This is a genomic window from Bacillus sp. FSL K6-2839, assembly GCF_038003365.1.
In the GTDB taxonomy this organism is placed as follows: Bacteria; Bacillota; Bacilli; order Bacillales; family Bacillaceae; genus Bacillus.
The window spans coordinates 2200926-2215929 of the sequence record NZ_JBBOOZ010000001.1 but is presented as its reverse complement, the minus strand read 5'-3'; the positions used below and the strand labels follow the sequence as shown (position 1 = coordinate 2215929).

At 39.1% G+C, this 15004-nt stretch carries 14 protein-coding genes and 1 tRNA gene; all 15 read left to right on the top strand.

What is annotated here, in order from left to right; translation table 11 throughout:
* The first annotated feature begins 57 nt into the window (after nt 1–57).
* Nucleotides 58–918: a LysR family transcriptional regulator gene (locus MHH26_RS11370; protein WP_334750030.1), complete on the top strand. Its 861-nt coding sequence runs from the start codon at nt 58–60 to the stop codon at nt 916–918.
* Nucleotides 919–1071: 153 nt separating this feature from the next.
* A complete protein-coding gene (locus tag MHH26_RS11365; protein WP_334750029.1) occupies nt 1072–2388 on the top strand; it encodes a CitMHS family transporter in 1317 nt (438 codons plus the stop codon).
* A 205-nt stretch (nt 2389–2593) separates the two neighbouring features.
* Nucleotides 2594–2818: a spore germination transcription factor GerE gene (gene gerE, locus MHH26_RS11360; RefSeq protein ID WP_003184172.1), complete on the top strand. Its 225-nt coding sequence runs from the start codon at nt 2594–2596 to the stop codon at nt 2816–2818.
* Between the two features lie 149 nt (nt 2819–2967).
* A complete protein-coding gene (locus tag MHH26_RS11355; protein ID WP_003216546.1) occupies nt 2968–3408 on the top strand; it encodes a MarR family winged helix-turn-helix transcriptional regulator in 441 nt (146 codons plus the stop codon).
* 7 nt (nt 3409–3415) lie between these two features.
* A complete protein-coding gene (gene racE / locus MHH26_RS11350) occupies nt 3416–4234 on the top strand; it encodes a glutamate racemase (RefSeq protein WP_334749947.1) in 819 nt (272 codons plus the stop codon).
* A gap of 101 nt (nt 4235–4335) precedes the next feature.
* Nucleotides 4336–5397 carry a GerMN domain-containing protein gene (locus tag MHH26_RS11345; RefSeq protein WP_340973490.1) on the top strand — a complete coding sequence of 354 codons (1062 nt, stop codon included), beginning with the start codon at nt 4336–4338 and terminating at the stop codon, nt 5395–5397.
* Between the two features lie 151 nt (nt 5398–5548).
* Nucleotides 5549–6277: a ribonuclease PH gene (gene rph, locus MHH26_RS11340; protein WP_340973489.1), complete on the top strand. Its 729-nt coding sequence runs from the start codon at nt 5549–5551 to the stop codon at nt 6275–6277.
* A 10-nt stretch (nt 6278–6287) separates the two neighbouring features.
* Complete coding sequence (locus tag MHH26_RS11335; RefSeq protein WP_181185471.1) at nt 6288–6890, top strand: XTP/dITP diphosphatase; 603 nt, start codon at nt 6288–6290, stop codon at nt 6888–6890.
* A gap of 14 nt (nt 6891–6904) precedes the next feature.
* Nucleotides 6905–7429: a metallophosphoesterase gene (locus MHH26_RS11330; protein ID WP_340973488.1), complete on the top strand. Its 525-nt coding sequence runs from the start codon at nt 6905–6907 to the stop codon at nt 7427–7429.
* Nucleotides 7430–7550: 121 nt separating this feature from the next.
* A tRNA-Arg gene (locus tag MHH26_RS11325) sits at nt 7551–7624 on the top strand.
* 220 nt (nt 7625–7844) lie between these two features.
* Nucleotides 7845–8648, top strand: a complete 804-nt coding sequence (locus tag MHH26_RS11320) for a hypothetical protein (RefSeq protein WP_340973486.1) — start codon at nt 7845–7847, stop codon at nt 8646–8648.
* A 76-nt stretch (nt 8649–8724) separates the two neighbouring features.
* The gene (locus tag MHH26_RS11315) at nt 8725–8829 is read left to right on the top strand and encodes a DUF4241 domain-containing protein (RefSeq protein WP_106072408.1); all 105 of its coding nucleotides are present in this window, start codon (nt 8725–8727) and stop codon (nt 8827–8829) included.
* Between the two features lie 314 nt (nt 8830–9143).
* Nucleotides 9144–12185 carry a type I restriction-modification system endonuclease gene (gene hsdR / locus MHH26_RS11310; protein WP_340973484.1) on the top strand — a complete coding sequence of 1014 codons (3042 nt, stop codon included), beginning with the start codon at nt 9144–9146 and terminating at the stop codon, nt 12183–12185.
* Complete coding sequence (locus MHH26_RS11305; protein WP_340973483.1) at nt 12149–13522, top strand: class I SAM-dependent DNA methyltransferase; 1374 nt, start codon at nt 12149–12151, stop codon at nt 13520–13522. Before hsdR ends, MHH26_RS11305 begins: the two co-directional genes overlap by 37 nt.
* Complete coding sequence (locus tag MHH26_RS11300) at nt 13519–14973, top strand: restriction endonuclease subunit S (protein WP_340973481.1); 1455 nt, start codon at nt 13519–13521, stop codon at nt 14971–14973. Before MHH26_RS11305 ends, MHH26_RS11300 begins: the two co-directional genes overlap by 4 nt.
* Nucleotides 14974–15004: the final 31 nt, after the last annotated feature.

Here is a 15004-nt window from a genome sequence, read left to right as displayed (position 1 = left end):
TATTTTGAGAATAATCAATAAAAATATTTTATAATTAGTAAAAAAGGAGGGCATATAATGGATGAAAAAGATTGGCGGTTTCTAAAGGTGCTCTATGAAGAAAAGAACATCACAAAAGCGGCAGAAAAATTATTTGTCTCTCAGCCTGCCTTAAGCTATCGATTGAAACAGCTTGAAGAGGAGTTTGATATGAAGCTTTTCTTTAAAAGAAAACGAGGAATTGAATTTACGTCAGAGGGCGAGTACTTGGCTAAATACGCAAATGACATGCTCAAACAGCTCCAGCAAACGAAAGATGGCATGCTCAATATGCAAAAAAAGGTCAAAGGAACAATTCGGTTAGGGGTCTCAAGTAACTTTGCCCAGTATAAACTGCCAGAAATTTTAAAAGAATTTTCTAAGCAGTATCCACATGTTCAATTTATGGTGAATACAGGATGGAGCACGAAAGTCATGGACTTATTAGGCACATCAAGTGTCCATTTAGGGATTTTAAGAGGGGATTACGACTGGAATGGAGAGCGGTTTTTGCTCGATAAAGAGCGGCTTTGTATCATTTCAAAATCAGAAATCCAGCTGAAAGACCTCCCAAAGCTGCCGCTCATTGACTATCATACAGATAGTTCATTAAAACGATTGATTAACAGATGGTGGCAGGAAACGTTCACCATGCCTCCACTTGTGACGATGGAGACAGACCGTCAGGATACATCAAAAGAGATGGTCAAGCATGGTTTAGGTTATGCCATTGTCCCAGAAATTTGCCTCAGACCAAGTGATGAGTTATTTGTAAAAGGTCTTTCGTATAAAGATGGACAGCCTGTTTTAAGAGATACATGGCTTATGTACCAGCCAGACTCCCTTCATTTATCTGTTGTGGAAGCGTTCATTGAGTTTTTAAGAAGTCAGCAAGGTTAATTATAAAAGAAATTTATTGAATATACGAAAAAATCGATATTTTCATTATAAAAAAAGCTATTATATCCTTGAAATAGAAAGCGCTAACATGTAGGTTGCAAGTGCAAAGGGGCGCTTGCAGATCATGTGAAGAAGAGGATGGAGGGATATGAAGTGCTAGCTATTTTAGGGATCTTGATGGTCTTGACATTTACATTTCTTATTATGACGAAACGTATGCATCCGGTGGTGGCTTTAACCGTTGTACCTATCGTATTTGCATTGATCGGTGGCTTTAACAAAGGATTAGGGGATATGATGCTTGATGGACTGAAAACTGTTGCACCATCAGCTGCTTTATTGTTATTTGCCATTTTATTCTTTGGTGTCATGCTGGATGCTGGATTATTTGATCCTCTGATTAAACTCATTTTACGTATTGTAAAAGGTGATCCTGTCAAAATTGCGTTTGGGGTAGCGATTTTGTCTATGCTTGTTGCTTTAGATGGTGATGGAACAACAACTTACATGATTACCGTATCAGCTATGCTGCCACTTTTCTTAAGAATTGGGATGAACCCGTTAATTTTAGGAACAGTTTCATTATTATCATTAGGAATTATGAGCGGAATGACGCCATGGGGCGGTCCAGCTACTCGTGCAATTGCTGCGCTTGGCTTGGATGCAGGCGAATTTTTCATTCCATTACTCCCAACGATGGTTGGAGGCGGTCTTTTTATACTTTTTACTGCTTATGTACTTGGGAAAAAAGAAAGAAAACGGATTGGGATCGCAGAGATTCAGCACAAAGAAGAGGTGTCCATTTCTCCTGAATTGGCTGCGTCAATTGAGGATGGCGTAGAAGACATGAAGAGACCAAACCTCATTTGGATCAACTTTTTCCTCACAATTGCTGTCATGGCAACACTAGTCCTAGATATTATACCAATACCTGTACTCTTCTTAATTGGATTTGTCATCGCTCTCATGATCAACTATCCAAAGGTTGAAGATCAGCGCGAAAGAATCTTATCGCATGCAGGAAACGCATTAACGGTCATCACACTTGTATTTGCAGCAGGGATTTTCACAGGGATCTTTTCGGGAACAAAAATGGTTGAGTCCATTGCCAATTTGGTGATTTACATGATTCCGGATTCTTACAGTTCATTTTTTCCGCTCATTGTGGCTTTAACGAGTATGCCATTTACATTTGTTCTTTCTAATGATGCTTATTATTTCGGGGTGCTGCCAATCTTGGCAGAAGCAGGTGCAGCTTACGGAATTGATCCGGTGGAAATTGCGCGCGCTTCTATCATAGGACAGCCTGTTCACCTGCTGAGCCCTCTTGTGGCTTCAACGCTGCTTCTTGTCAGTATGCTGAACAAAGATATTGGCGATTTGCAAAAATACGCATTGCTGTGGACCGTGTTAACTGCCCTTTTTACAACGCTTATTGCTTTGTTAACAGGAGCCATTTCTATCTTTTAAATACGTGTATGAAAAGGACGATGTCTCGGGTAGGAGACTCGTCCTTTTTTGTGCGGATAAAAGCGCACAAATTGGACGCTTTTATGCGGGAATTCTCGATTTTAACGTCACCTACCTCGGGCACCCGGCATATGATATCTCGACTATACAGAATCCCATTCTATAGAGACTAGAGCTCTCACCTTAGCAAGGAGGGTTACAATACTTGAAGGAGAAAGAGTTTCAATCCAAGCCGCTATTAACCAAAAGAGAAAGAGAAGTATTCGAATTGCTCGTCCAAGATAAAACAACTAAAGAAATTGCAAGCGAGCTTTTTATTAGCGAAAAGACTGTTCGAAATCATATTTCGAATGCCATGCAAAAGCTAGGAGTCAAAGGTCGTTCACAGGCCGTCGTCGAGCTTCTGCGTATGGGTGAGCTAGAGCTCTAAAGTCAGCCGGTTTTCCTTCCGCACCAGGGAGGAACCGGTTATTTCTATATGGTTTCCATGAGTCTCTTCTTGCATTTTCTCTGAAAAACGAGGAAAATAGGAATGTACGTTTTAATCAAAGTGAGATGCTATAGTGAGGTATCAATGAAATGGAAACGAATGAGTTCGACCATGTAGCAGAGATTGAAAAATCATTGCGCCATATTGCTGCAATTATTAAGCAAAAAGGCAGAGAAATCCTGAATCAATATACGATTACACCTCCTCAATTTGTAGGTCTTCAGTGGCTTTATGAATTCGGAGATATGACAATAGGTGAGCTATCACAAAAGATGTATTTGGCTTGCAGTACAACCACCGACTTAATTGATCGAATGGAGAAAAGTGAACTTGTTGAACGAGTAAAAGATCCTTCTGACCGCCGCGTGGTTCGCATTCATTTATTACCTGAAGGCGAGCGGATCATTCAAGAAGTGATTGTCAAACGCCAAGAATACGTCAGTGAACTTCTAGGGGCTTTCTCAGAAGAAGAAGCCATCGTTTTCAACCAATCCTTAACGAAACTACAGCAGCAAATGAAAAGAAAATGAGGCGATTTTGTTGGATCAACCAATCGGCGTGATTGATTCCGGCGTCGGCGGTTTAACCGTTGCAAAGGAAATCATGAGACAACTGCCAAAAGAAAAAATCATTTACGTAGGCGATACAAAACGGTGCCCGTATGGCCCGCGGAAAGAAGAAGAGGTTCTTCAATATACTTGGGAAATGGCACACTACTTATTAAGACATCATCATATTAAAATGCTCGTCATCGCATGCAACACAGCGACGGCAATTGCCCTTGATGAAATCAAAGCAACGCTTGATATCCCGGTCATTGGCGTGATTCAGCCCGGCGCCCGTACAGCCATCAAGGTGACAAACAATCAGCAGATTGGTGTCATTGGCACAGCCAATACGATCAAAAGCGAGGCATACAAAGAAGCACTGTTATCCCTAAAAGCAGGACTAGCGGTTCAAAGCCTGGCATGTCCGCTGCTTGTCCCATTTGTGGAAAGCGGTACATTTTTAGATCAGACAGCAGATGAAGTCGTGAAAGATTCCCTTGAACCAATGAAAGAAACAGGAATTGATACGCTCATTCTTGGCTGCACACACTATCCGATTTTAAAAGAGCCGATTCAGCGCTTTATGGGCAGTGATGTGAGCATTATTTCATCAGGGGATGAGACAGCTAGAGAAGCCAGTACGATTCTTTCGTATAAAGGGCTGTTAAACACTTCTCAAGAAGCACCTGTTCATACATTTTATACAACAGGGCAGCCGCAAAATTTTGAAAACATCGCTCGTGACTGGTTTGGCTACCTCCCAGGGAAGGTCGAAACCGTATCACTTGAACACGTCTATCAGCAATAACCCGCTTCTTCTTGAGGTGGGTTATTTTTTTATGAAAAGGGTCTAATCCACATGAGGAGCTCGTATACATAGTAGTACAAACTACTAGAGGAGGGTGAAGTATGCTGAAAAAAGGATCTACAGCAGCTGTGACGTGTATCGCGTCAGCCATGCTTTTGTCAGGATGCGGATTGTTTCAAACAGACCAAGCGAAAACAGAGATTGACCCGCCACAAAACGTCACATATGTGAAAGAAAATAAAGAAGATAAACAAACAGCCAAAGAAGGAAAAGAAGAGAAGAAGGCAGATACAGTCATGAGAGAATTATATTTAATTGATAAAAACGGGTATGTCGTCTCTCAATCCATTCCGCTGCCGAAAAACGAAGGAAGTGCCAAACAAACCCTTGAATATCTCGTGGACGGGGGACCGATTTCTAACCTCTTGCCAAATGGATTCCGAGCTGTTTTGCCGGCCGACACGAGCGTATCTGTCGACATTAAAGACGGAACGGCCGTTGTGGATTTTTCAAATGAATTCAAAAACTATAAAAAAGAAGACGAACAGCGAATCCTGCAATCTGTCACTTGGACGTTAACGCAGTTTGATTCTGTCGCCAAAGTCAAATTGAAAATGAATGGTCATGAACTAAAAGAAATGCCTGTGAACGGTACACCGATCTCCGATGATTTAAGCAGAGAAGACGGTATAAATATTCAGCACGAGGCTGCCGCTGATATGACATCGACAAAGCCAGTGACGGTTTACTACTTAGCTGAATCTGATGAACAGACGTACTATGTTCCTGTGACCAAAAGGGCGCCAAAAGATGAGGGTGATCAAATTACAGCAGCCATTGATGAGCTCGTCTCTGGACCAAGCAAAAAAAGCCATTTGCTCACAGACTTTGATCAAGATGTAAAGCTGAATGATATCCCGAAAGTAAAAGACGGACATGTGACACTTGATTTCAACGAATCCATTTTCGGCAGCGCAGATGAAAAGAAAAAGGTGATTTCACAAAAAGTTCTTGATAGCATTGTGCTCACATTAACAGAGCTGCCGGACGTCAAAAGCGTATCCGTTAAGGTAAATGGCAAGGCTGAACTTGTGAACGAAAAAGGAACAGAGCTGACAAAGCCGGTTTCAAGACCAGAACAAGTGAATACAGGTAGTTTTTAACGGCACACATTGATATAATGGAGAAAAAGAGGCATGCATATTCGCTGCCTCTTTTTTATTCCAAGCGATTAGAACGAGCCGAGGTTGTCAAAGTTAGTAGGAGAACCCCGCTGGCACCCGCGTGGAATGTATATTGTAACGGAGGTAAATCATGAGATTAGATGAAAGACACTATGACGAATTAAGAAAAATTGAAATAGAGGCAGGCTACATTACGCATCCAGAAGGCTCTGTCTTAATCTCAGCGGGCAATACGAAGGTGATTTGTAACGCATCCATCGAAGACCGTGTACCTCCTTTTTTAAGAGGAGAAGGAAAAGGCTGGATTACAGCAGAATATAGCATGCTTCCAAGAGCAACCGCACAAAGAACGATGAGAGAATCATCTAAAGGAAAAGTCACAGGACGTACAATGGAGATTCAGCGCTTAATTGGACGAGCACTCCGCGCAGTCGTTGACTTAGAAAAGCTTGGCGAACGCACGATTTGGATTGACTGTGATGTCATTCAAGCAGACGGCGGCACACGCACAGCATCTATTACCGGTGCTTTTGTCGCCATGACACTTGCGATTCAAAAGCTTCGAGCAGAAGGAGTCATCAAACAAAACCCGATCACTGATTATTTAGCGGCGATATCCGTCGGAATTGATTCTCAGCAGGGTCTTCTGTTAGATTTAAATTATGAAGAAGATTCTTCAGCTGAAGTGGATATGAATGTCATCATGACAGGCGCTGGACGCTTTGTTGAACTTCAAGGGACAGGCGAAGAAGCGACATTCTCAAGAGAACAGCTAAACGGACTGCTTGATTTAGCCGAAAAGGGCATCAAAGAATTAATCGAAAAGCAAAAAGCGGTTACAGGAGAAGTCATCGAATAAAAAGAAGGGTTTGATCAGGATGAAAACAGCCATCATTGCAACGCACAATGCGGGCAAAGCGAAAGAATTCAAAGCCATTCTTGAGCCAAAAGGATTCACGGTCAAAACACTAGCAGACATCGGATTTACTGAAGAGATTGAAGAAACAGGACAAACCTTCGAAGAAAATGCCATCATCAAAGCCGAGGCGATTCAAGCCAAAGCAGGTGAAATGGTCATTGCAGACGATTCCGGTTTGTCGATTGACTATCTTGGCGGAAAACCTGGCGTATATTCAGCGAGATACGCTGGTGAGCATAAAAACGATGCTGAGAATGTGGAAAAAGTGCTGAGCGAACTTCAAGGCATTGAAAAAGAAGACCGCACAGCCAGATTCAGATGTGCCCTGGCTGTCAGCATACCGGGCAAAGAAACAAAGACGGTAGAAGGATCAGTAGAAGGCTTCATCGCAGAGGAACCAATCGGCGAAAACGGCTTCGGATACGACCCCATTTTCATCGTCAAAGACAAAGACCAGACGATGGCCGAGTTATCACCAGAGGAGAAAAACAAGATCAGCCATCGAGCGGTCGCGCTTCAAAAGCTTTCATCACTGCTAGACGCAAATGAATAAGGGGGAATGAAGCCATGAAGATACTCATCATGAGTGACAGTCATGGACTCACAGACGAACTTCAAACCATTGCCAAACGGCACGCGGCTGAAGTCGACATGATGATTCACTGCGGAGATTCAGAACTCGAAACGAACCACCCAGCACTCGAAGGATACAAAGTCGTCAAAGGAAATTGTGACTTTATGGGCGATTTTGAAGAAGAGCTCCTGCTCCCACTTGATGGAGGCGGAAAACTATTTCTCACTCACGGACATCTGCATGGCATCAAACAATCCTTGCTTCAAGTCTACTACCGTGCAGAAGAGCTAAGCGCTGACATTATCTGCTTTGGCCACTCGCACATCCCAGGCAGTGAGCTGCTAAGTGGAAAACTGCTTATTAACCCAGGCAGCGTGCACCTGCCAAGAGTGCGCAAAGAGCGCAGCTATGCTATACTGACACTAGATGGAAGCGAAGCGAACGTACAGTTTTTCACAGACGAAGGTCAAGCCATACAAGACCTCGAAAACACTGTCACATTGGAAGGTATTTCATAAGGGTGCAGCATTTGCCCCTTATGAAAAAACTTTTCGAAAAACCGTTGACTTTAAAGAACAATAGTAATATAATAAATCTTGTCGGTGAGGTACTCACCAACAGAACACTACATAACAACATGTCCCAGTAGCTCAGCTGGATAGAGCAACGCCCTTCTAAGGCGTCGGTCGGGAGTTCGAATCTCTCCTGGGACGTTAAAACTGTTAAAAGCCAGAAACGTTGTTTTATCAACGTTTCTGGCTTTTTTGCTAGTATTTATTAAATATTGCTCTGATCTTTCCTATGAATATAATTAAAATATTGATTTAGAGAGTTTTTAAAGATTTGTTTTATCCCTAGGATAGTCATTCTTATATTAAATTAGATGAAACTTTTATTTGTTTTTTTCGTAATAGAAATAGAGGTGATGACATTTTGATTGATATAGATGATATGTTATTTGAACTTAAACAAGAAGTGAGAAAAGTGAATACAATGAAATACTTATTAATAGATTCTTCTTTTTTAAATGAAGTGAAAGAAGAATCGGAAGTGAAGGCGCAAAAAAAGAACAAAATTTTTGTGGAATGTATATTAAAAATAGTCTCATGTTTAATTGTATTTATATTATTTATTTTCCTCTTAAATAAATTTTCACATGGAAAAGTATTCTTAATTGCAGTTGTGATTGTTTTCTTGCTACTATTATTTATAGCTATATACTGTATAATAAAAGGTTTAACTTATTTTTCTGAATTGTCAGGCTTTAAGACTTTTGATGAGTTAAGAAAAAATGTTATTTATGAAGCTTTTAACGAAAAACTAAATAAACATAATTTTTCAACAACTCAAATTGAAAAATATATATTGCCTCAACTAAAAGAAATAAATAAAGATAGAAGAGAAGCTTCTATAACAACATTTTTGAAAATTTCTATTCCTTCTATTCTAGTTTCGATGATCGCGAGTTGGTTTACTCTTATTATAAATACTGCTGTTGAAGAACCATCTCTAAAAGAAGAAGAGTTTAATCAAGTTCTAGGTTTATGGTTGATACACGGGATTCAAGTAATGGTTGTCGGAGCTTTTTTGTATACTGGTATACATTATGCCCAAAAAATTTTAAGTTCGAACAAAAACTATAAATTATTAGAAAAACTTTTTTATAGCTATCTTTTAGAGAAAAACTTGAATGCTTCAGTAAATAAAAAAGCAAAAAAGTCTAAGAAGAGAAAATAAACAAAAAATATTTGCAACTAATCAATAAAATGTTATTAACCAAGAGCACAGAAATAATAAGCTATTTTAAGATGCTATGTTTACAACAGGCTACGGTGACGGAATGTACCCAAGCTTTTGGGGGCTAGATCAAAACGGAGAACCTGCTTGCCTTGTGACAGACTTTCTTATAGTGGACTGATGAGAAACCCATGAAACCATGGGTTTTTATTGTTCTCTGATTATAGAGTATTAGTAGAGAGATCTAGTGAAAGTAGATAAAGTTTTGAAGACTTACGATAAGAGATCGTTTTTTCTCTCGGCAAATGTTGCTGGCTATTTGAAACAATATTGTTCTTGCCGATAAAAAGATTAAAAGCACAAAAAGAATGATATGAAATTTGTTGAACAAACGTCAATTAACTTAACTTTGTCAGTTGTGGATTAAGTCTACCTAATTTTTGTATAAATATAGTATAATAAACATATAAAACCTTTTAAGAAACGGTGATAACGATGAATAGCAATTTTTCATTTTTTCAAGGAAAGTGGTCAGTACTTTCCAATTTAGGAGAAACAGCTGAGAAAAATGTATATCATGACCCTCATACAACAGTAATGAAACTACGGTTATTTGCCGAAACATTAACAAAATTTATTCTAGCCGCTGAAAATATTAAGGAAGCATATGGGACAAAACAAGTAGAGCGTATCAATATATTACGTCGAGAAGGAATACTTGAACCAGAATTAATAGATATCGTTGAAACGCTTCGTCGCAAAGGGAATGTGGCTATGCATGAAGCGGGTTATCAAAAAACAGAAGAAGCAAAATCTTTATTGCATTTGGCTTTTCGTTTGTCGACTTGGTTTATGGAGGTATACGGTGATTGGAATTTTCAAGCTCCAGAGTACATAGAGCCAAAAAAACAAACAGGAATAGATACACGACAGCTTCAACAAGAGTATGAAGTGAAAGTGAGGCAGCTTGAAGAGGAATTAGAGGCAATTCGCCATCAAGCTGAATTAGAGCAAGCAGATGAGAAAATGAAACGTAGAAAAGCGTCCAAAAACTTTATGCGTAGGCAGCAGCTGACTGAAGATGAAACACGTATCATCATTGATCAGAAGTTACGTGCTGCTGGATGGGAAGTAGACACGAATTTACTAAACTATAAAAAAAACAGGACGCTACCAGAGAAAAACAAACATATGGCCATTGCTGAGTGGAAGGTCGATGGTGGCTGGGTTGACTATGCATTGTTTGTTGGACTCAAGCTTGTTGGTTTCATTGAAGCAAAAGCAGAAAAGAAAACGATTCCTGGGGCATTAGATAGTCAAACAAAAGTGTACGCGAAAAATGTCGTGCAAGTAGAAGATGAACAAATTACACCAACAACTGGTGATTACCAAGTCCCATTTTTATATGCAACAAATGGCCGACCTTATTTAAGACAGCTCCAAGAGGAATCGGGTATTTGGTTCTGGGATTCACGCAAACCATTTGAACATGCACGTCCGCTTGAAGGATGGCATTCACCTGAAGATTTAAAGCTGCTTCTTAGCCAAGATGATAAGGATGCGGATAAGCGTCTAGAAGAAGAGGATATAACTAAGTTTGGTTTGCGTCACTATCAGCAGGATGCGGTTCTGGCTGCAGAAAAGTCGTTAAAAGAAGGAAACAGAAGAATGCTTATTGCAATGGCCACAGGAACTGGGAAAACTCGAACTGCTATTGCGCTTATGTATCGCTTAATTAAGTCTAAAAAGTGTCGCCGCATTCTTTTTCTTGTCGATCGTAATTCACTCGGTAAACAAACAGAGGATTCACTGAAAGATACGAAAATTGAAGGTTACTCGTTTGCTGATATATATGATGTGAAGTCATTAGGCGATCTCACACCGGAAGTTGAAACGAAGGTGCAGATTGCAACCGTGCAGGGAATGGTTCGCAGACTTTTTTATAACGATAGCGAAAAGCTTCCAAGCGTCGGGCAATATGATTTCATTATTGTAGATGAGGCGCACCGAGGCTATACAAGTGATAGAGAAATGACAGAGGAAGAATTAGAATTCCGTGATCAGAATGATTATATTAGTCAATATCGGCGCGTTATCGATTATTTTGATGCGGCATGTTTAGGACTTACCGCAACACCTGCTCTACATACAACAGACATTTTCGGTATGCCAATTTTCAAATATTCATATAGCGAAGCAGTGTTGGATGGATATCTAGTGGACCATGAGCCTCCATATTTGTTTAAAACAGAACTTTCACAAGTGGGCATCACCTTTGAAAAAGATGAGGAAGTAGAAGTATATGATGTTGATAAAGGGGAGATTCAACTAGAGAAAGTAGAAGATACTGTGCACTTTGAAGTGGAGCAGTTTAATAAAAAAGTCATTACAGAACCATTTAACCGCGCAGTTCTAAATAAATTAGTTGACTATATTGACCCTGCAGGTAAAGAAAAAACGCTCATCTTTGCAGCTACTGATCAACACGCAGATCTTGTTGTTCGTTTATTAAAAGAAGGCTTTAAAGAACGTGGCGATGAAATTGAAGATGATGCCATAATGAAAATTACTGGATATATCTACAAGCCATTAGATGCCATTACACGGTTTAAAAATGAGCGACTGCCTAATGTCGTTGTTACAGTTGATTTACTCACAACAGGTATTGACGTGCCACCGATCACAAATTTGGTGTTTTTAAGAAGAATACAGTCTCGTATTCTCTATGATCAAATGCTTGGTCGTGCGACTCGTCTTTGCCCAGAGATTGGGAAAACACACTTTAACATCTACGATGCTGTTGGTATATATGACAAGTTGCAACATTATACAGAAATGAAACCAGTTGTGAAGAAACAAAACTTTCGTATTGGTGAGTTGTATGATTCTCTTGTTAATGCGACGACTGATGAGGAAGCTTCGTTTTATCGTGATCAATTAGTAGCAAAAATCCAGCGTCGCAAACAAAGATTTGACGAAGAAGGCATGGGGAAGTTTGAAGAATTATCGAATGGAAAACATGTGGATGAATGGGTGAAAGAAATTCAAACATACTCACCGCAAGAAGCCACACAACATAATATTCTATTTGAATACATGGAAACGTACCAAGTAACACGTGAAAAACGTTATATATCTGATAAGGAAGATGAAGTAACAGACGTCATTCGTGGGTATGGTGAAGGGAACAAGCGACCAGAAGATTATCTGGATGGTTTTGTTCGATTTATCCAAGAAAATATCAATGAAATTCCCGCTTTGCATCTGATCTGTACACGACCAAAAGATCTAACAAGACAAGACTTACGAGAACTTATGACGATTTTAGAAACAAAAGGCTTTAAGCAATCTCATTTACAAACCGCTTGGAAACAGACAAAAAATGAGGACGTTGCAGCAGATATTATTAGTTTTATTCGCCAAGCTGCATTAGGTGAAGCACTCGTTGACCATGAATCACGTATTAAGCAGGCAATGCACAAAGTGTATTCACTGCATGATTGGACGCCAAGGCAAAAGAATATGTCACGGAGTTAACCTATATTTTATTTTTAAAAATGATGAAAGAACAGCAAACAGAAAGTGTAATACCCGAAGGATATAGATGGGATGATTTACTAGAAAAAGAAGGGGTAGAACTCAAATCATTTTATCAACATCTTTTAATTAAGCTAGGTAATAGCGAGAATGCTCAATTGCGTCAGATTTACACTGATGCTGCTACAAGTATTACAGAACCCAAGAACTTAGAGAAAATTCTGAAGACCATTGATGGCCTTGATTGGTACAACGCAAAAGAAGAAGGTTTAGGTAATTTATATGAAGGCTTGTTAGAAAAAAACGCAAGCGAAACAAAATCAGGTGCTGGTCAATACTTTACACCGCGTGTATTAATTGATGTAATGGTGCAGCTGATTGACCCTAAACCTGGAGAAAGATGCAATGACCCTGCAGCTGGTACATTTGGTTTTATGATTGCAGCAGACCAGTATTTGAAAAATAAGACAGATAACTATTATGATTTAGATCCACAACTGGGCGTTTTCCAAAAGAAAGAAGCGTTTACTGGAATGGAACTCGTCACAGGGACTCATCGTCTTGCTCTAATGAATGCATTACTTCATGATATCGAAGGGCGACTGGAACAAGGGGATTCGTTATCTAATAATGGAAAGTGGATGAAAAACTTTGATGTCATTTTAACCAATCCACCATTTGGGACGAAAAAAGGTGGAGAGAGTGTCTCCCGTGATGACCTGACGTTTGCAACTTCCAATAAACAGCTTAATTTTCTACAGTTAATTTATAACGCTTTAAAAGACGATGGTCATGCACGCGCAGCAGTTGTATTACCTGATAATGTCTTGTTTGAAAGCGGGGTTGGTGCACAGATTCGACGTGATTTAATGAATAAATGCAATCTGCATACAATCTTACGCTTACCAACGGGGATTTTCTATGCGCAAGGTGTGAAAACAAACGTCTTATTTTTCACAAGAGGAACAACAGACCAAGATAATACAAAGGATGTTTGGGTATATGATCTCCGCACCAATATGACGTCATTCGGAAAACGGAATCAGTTAACAATGGCAAACTTTGAACACTTCATGAAAGCATATGTAGCAGAAGACCGCTCAAAAGTAGAGGATGAACGTTGGAATGTGTTCACAAGAGAGGACATTGCAAAAAAAGGGGATAGTTTAGATATCGGATTGATTGCAGATGAATCATTTTCTTCCTATGACAACTTACCAGATCCAATTGAATCAGCAGAAGAAGCAATTGCAAAACTTCAGCAGGCTATGGGGTTATTAAATGAAGTGGTTGAGGAGTTGCGTGCTGTTGAAGAGGATGAGGTGGTCAAACAGTGAGTAATAGAAAGAAGACTGTTGATGAATTGTTGGAAGAAGCTAAATTATCAGTAGAAGAACAACCTTATGAAGTGCCGCAAAATTGGTTATGGATTACATTTGGAACAGTAGCAAAATTATTTAATGGATACGCATTTAAAAGTTCGGATTATCAAGAAGAGGGGATTCCTATAATTAGGATATCGGACATTTCAGGAGAAAATACTTCTAGTAAGAATGCTGTACGAGTTCCACCCCACCTTTACAATGAAAAGTTTTTAATTAAAAAAGGTGATTTGTTAATAGCTATGTCTGGTGCCACAACTGGTAAAACGGGTGTGTATAACTCTGAAGAACTGGCTTTACAAAATCAACGTGTTGGAAAAATTAAAGAGATTAGTCATAAAGTTTTGTATTCTTTATTCATGAAATACTTTGTTTTTTATAACTCTAAACAGATTTTGAAAAGGGCGTATGGTGGAGCACAGCCTAATATTAGTGGTTCTTTAATTGAACAATTAAATATTGCTCTTCCTCCTTTGAAAGAACAAAAACGAATTGCTGACAAAGTAGAGCGGCTTATAAGTAAAATGGAAGAAGCAAAGCAGTTGATTGAGGAAGCGAAGGAAACGTTTGAACTTCGTCGAGCGGCTATTTTGGATAAGGCATTTCGTGGGGAGTTGACGAAGAAGTGGAGAGAACAAAACCCTAATGTTGAAAGTGGTTTTTTATTGCAGAAGAAAATCATTAGTGAACTAAAAGATAAAAGTATTGAAGTTATAAATGAAAAAGAAATTCCCGCTACTTGGAAAGTGGTTAAAATGGGAGAAGTAGTACAAGTGAATCCTAAAAAGAAAAAACTAGAGGATGTTCCTGAGGAACAAATTTGTACATTTATACCTATGCCAGCAGTGAGTGATAAAACTGGAGAAATTGAAGAGCCTGAAGAAAGAGAATACTCAAAAGTAAAAAAGGGGTATACATTTTTTGAGGAAAATGATGTTTTATTTGCTAAGATTACCCCTTGTATGGAGAATGGTAAAGCTGCAATTGCTAAAAATCTAAAAAATGGATTTGGTTTTGGTTCTACAGAATTCCATGTACTAAGAACTTCAGAATGTATAAATGAAACATACATTCATTATTTTGTTCGTTCAAAGAAATTCAGACTAGAGGCTAAAAGAAAAATGACAGGAGCAGTTGGACAACAAAGAGTTCCAAAAGAGTTCTTAATCAATTATCCTTTACCATTACCCCCAAAAGAAGAACAAGATGTTATCGTAAGAACTTTATCTGAAATTTTCTCTAAAGATCATTTTGTGGAACAAAGTCTACACATTGAAAGCAAACTAGAATTAATAAAACAATCGATTCTCTCTAAAGCTTTTCGAGGTGAACTAGGTACAAATAATCCAAGTGAGGAAAATTCTATCGAATTATTAAAAGCTATTTTACAAGAGCAAGTGAAATAGTATTAAGATCGTACTTAGCATCCAACTTTGT

Coding starts and splice junctions, on each gene's coding strand:
- MHH26_RS11315 (WP_106072408.1), top strand. CDS start 8,725: ATGTTTACAACAGGCTACGGTGACGGAATGTACCCAAGCTTTTGGGGG.
- MHH26_RS11330 (WP_340973488.1), top strand. CDS start 6,905: ATGAAGATACTCATCATGAGTGACAGTCATGGACTCACAGACGAACTT.
- MHH26_RS11345 (WP_340973490.1), top strand. CDS start 4,336: ATGCTGAAAAAAGGATCTACAGCAGCTGTGACGTGTATCGCGTCAGCC.
- MHH26_RS11370 (WP_334750030.1), top strand. CDS start 58: ATGGATGAAAAAGATTGGCGGTTTCTAAAGGTGCTCTATGAAGAAAAG.
- rph (WP_340973489.1), top strand. CDS start 5,549: ATGAGATTAGATGAAAGACACTATGACGAATTAAGAAAAATTGAAATA.
- MHH26_RS11355 (WP_003216546.1), top strand. CDS start 2,968: ATGGAAACGAATGAGTTCGACCATGTAGCAGAGATTGAAAAATCATTG.
- hsdR (WP_340973484.1), top strand. CDS start 9,144: ATGAATAGCAATTTTTCATTTTTTCAAGGAAAGTGGTCAGTACTTTCC.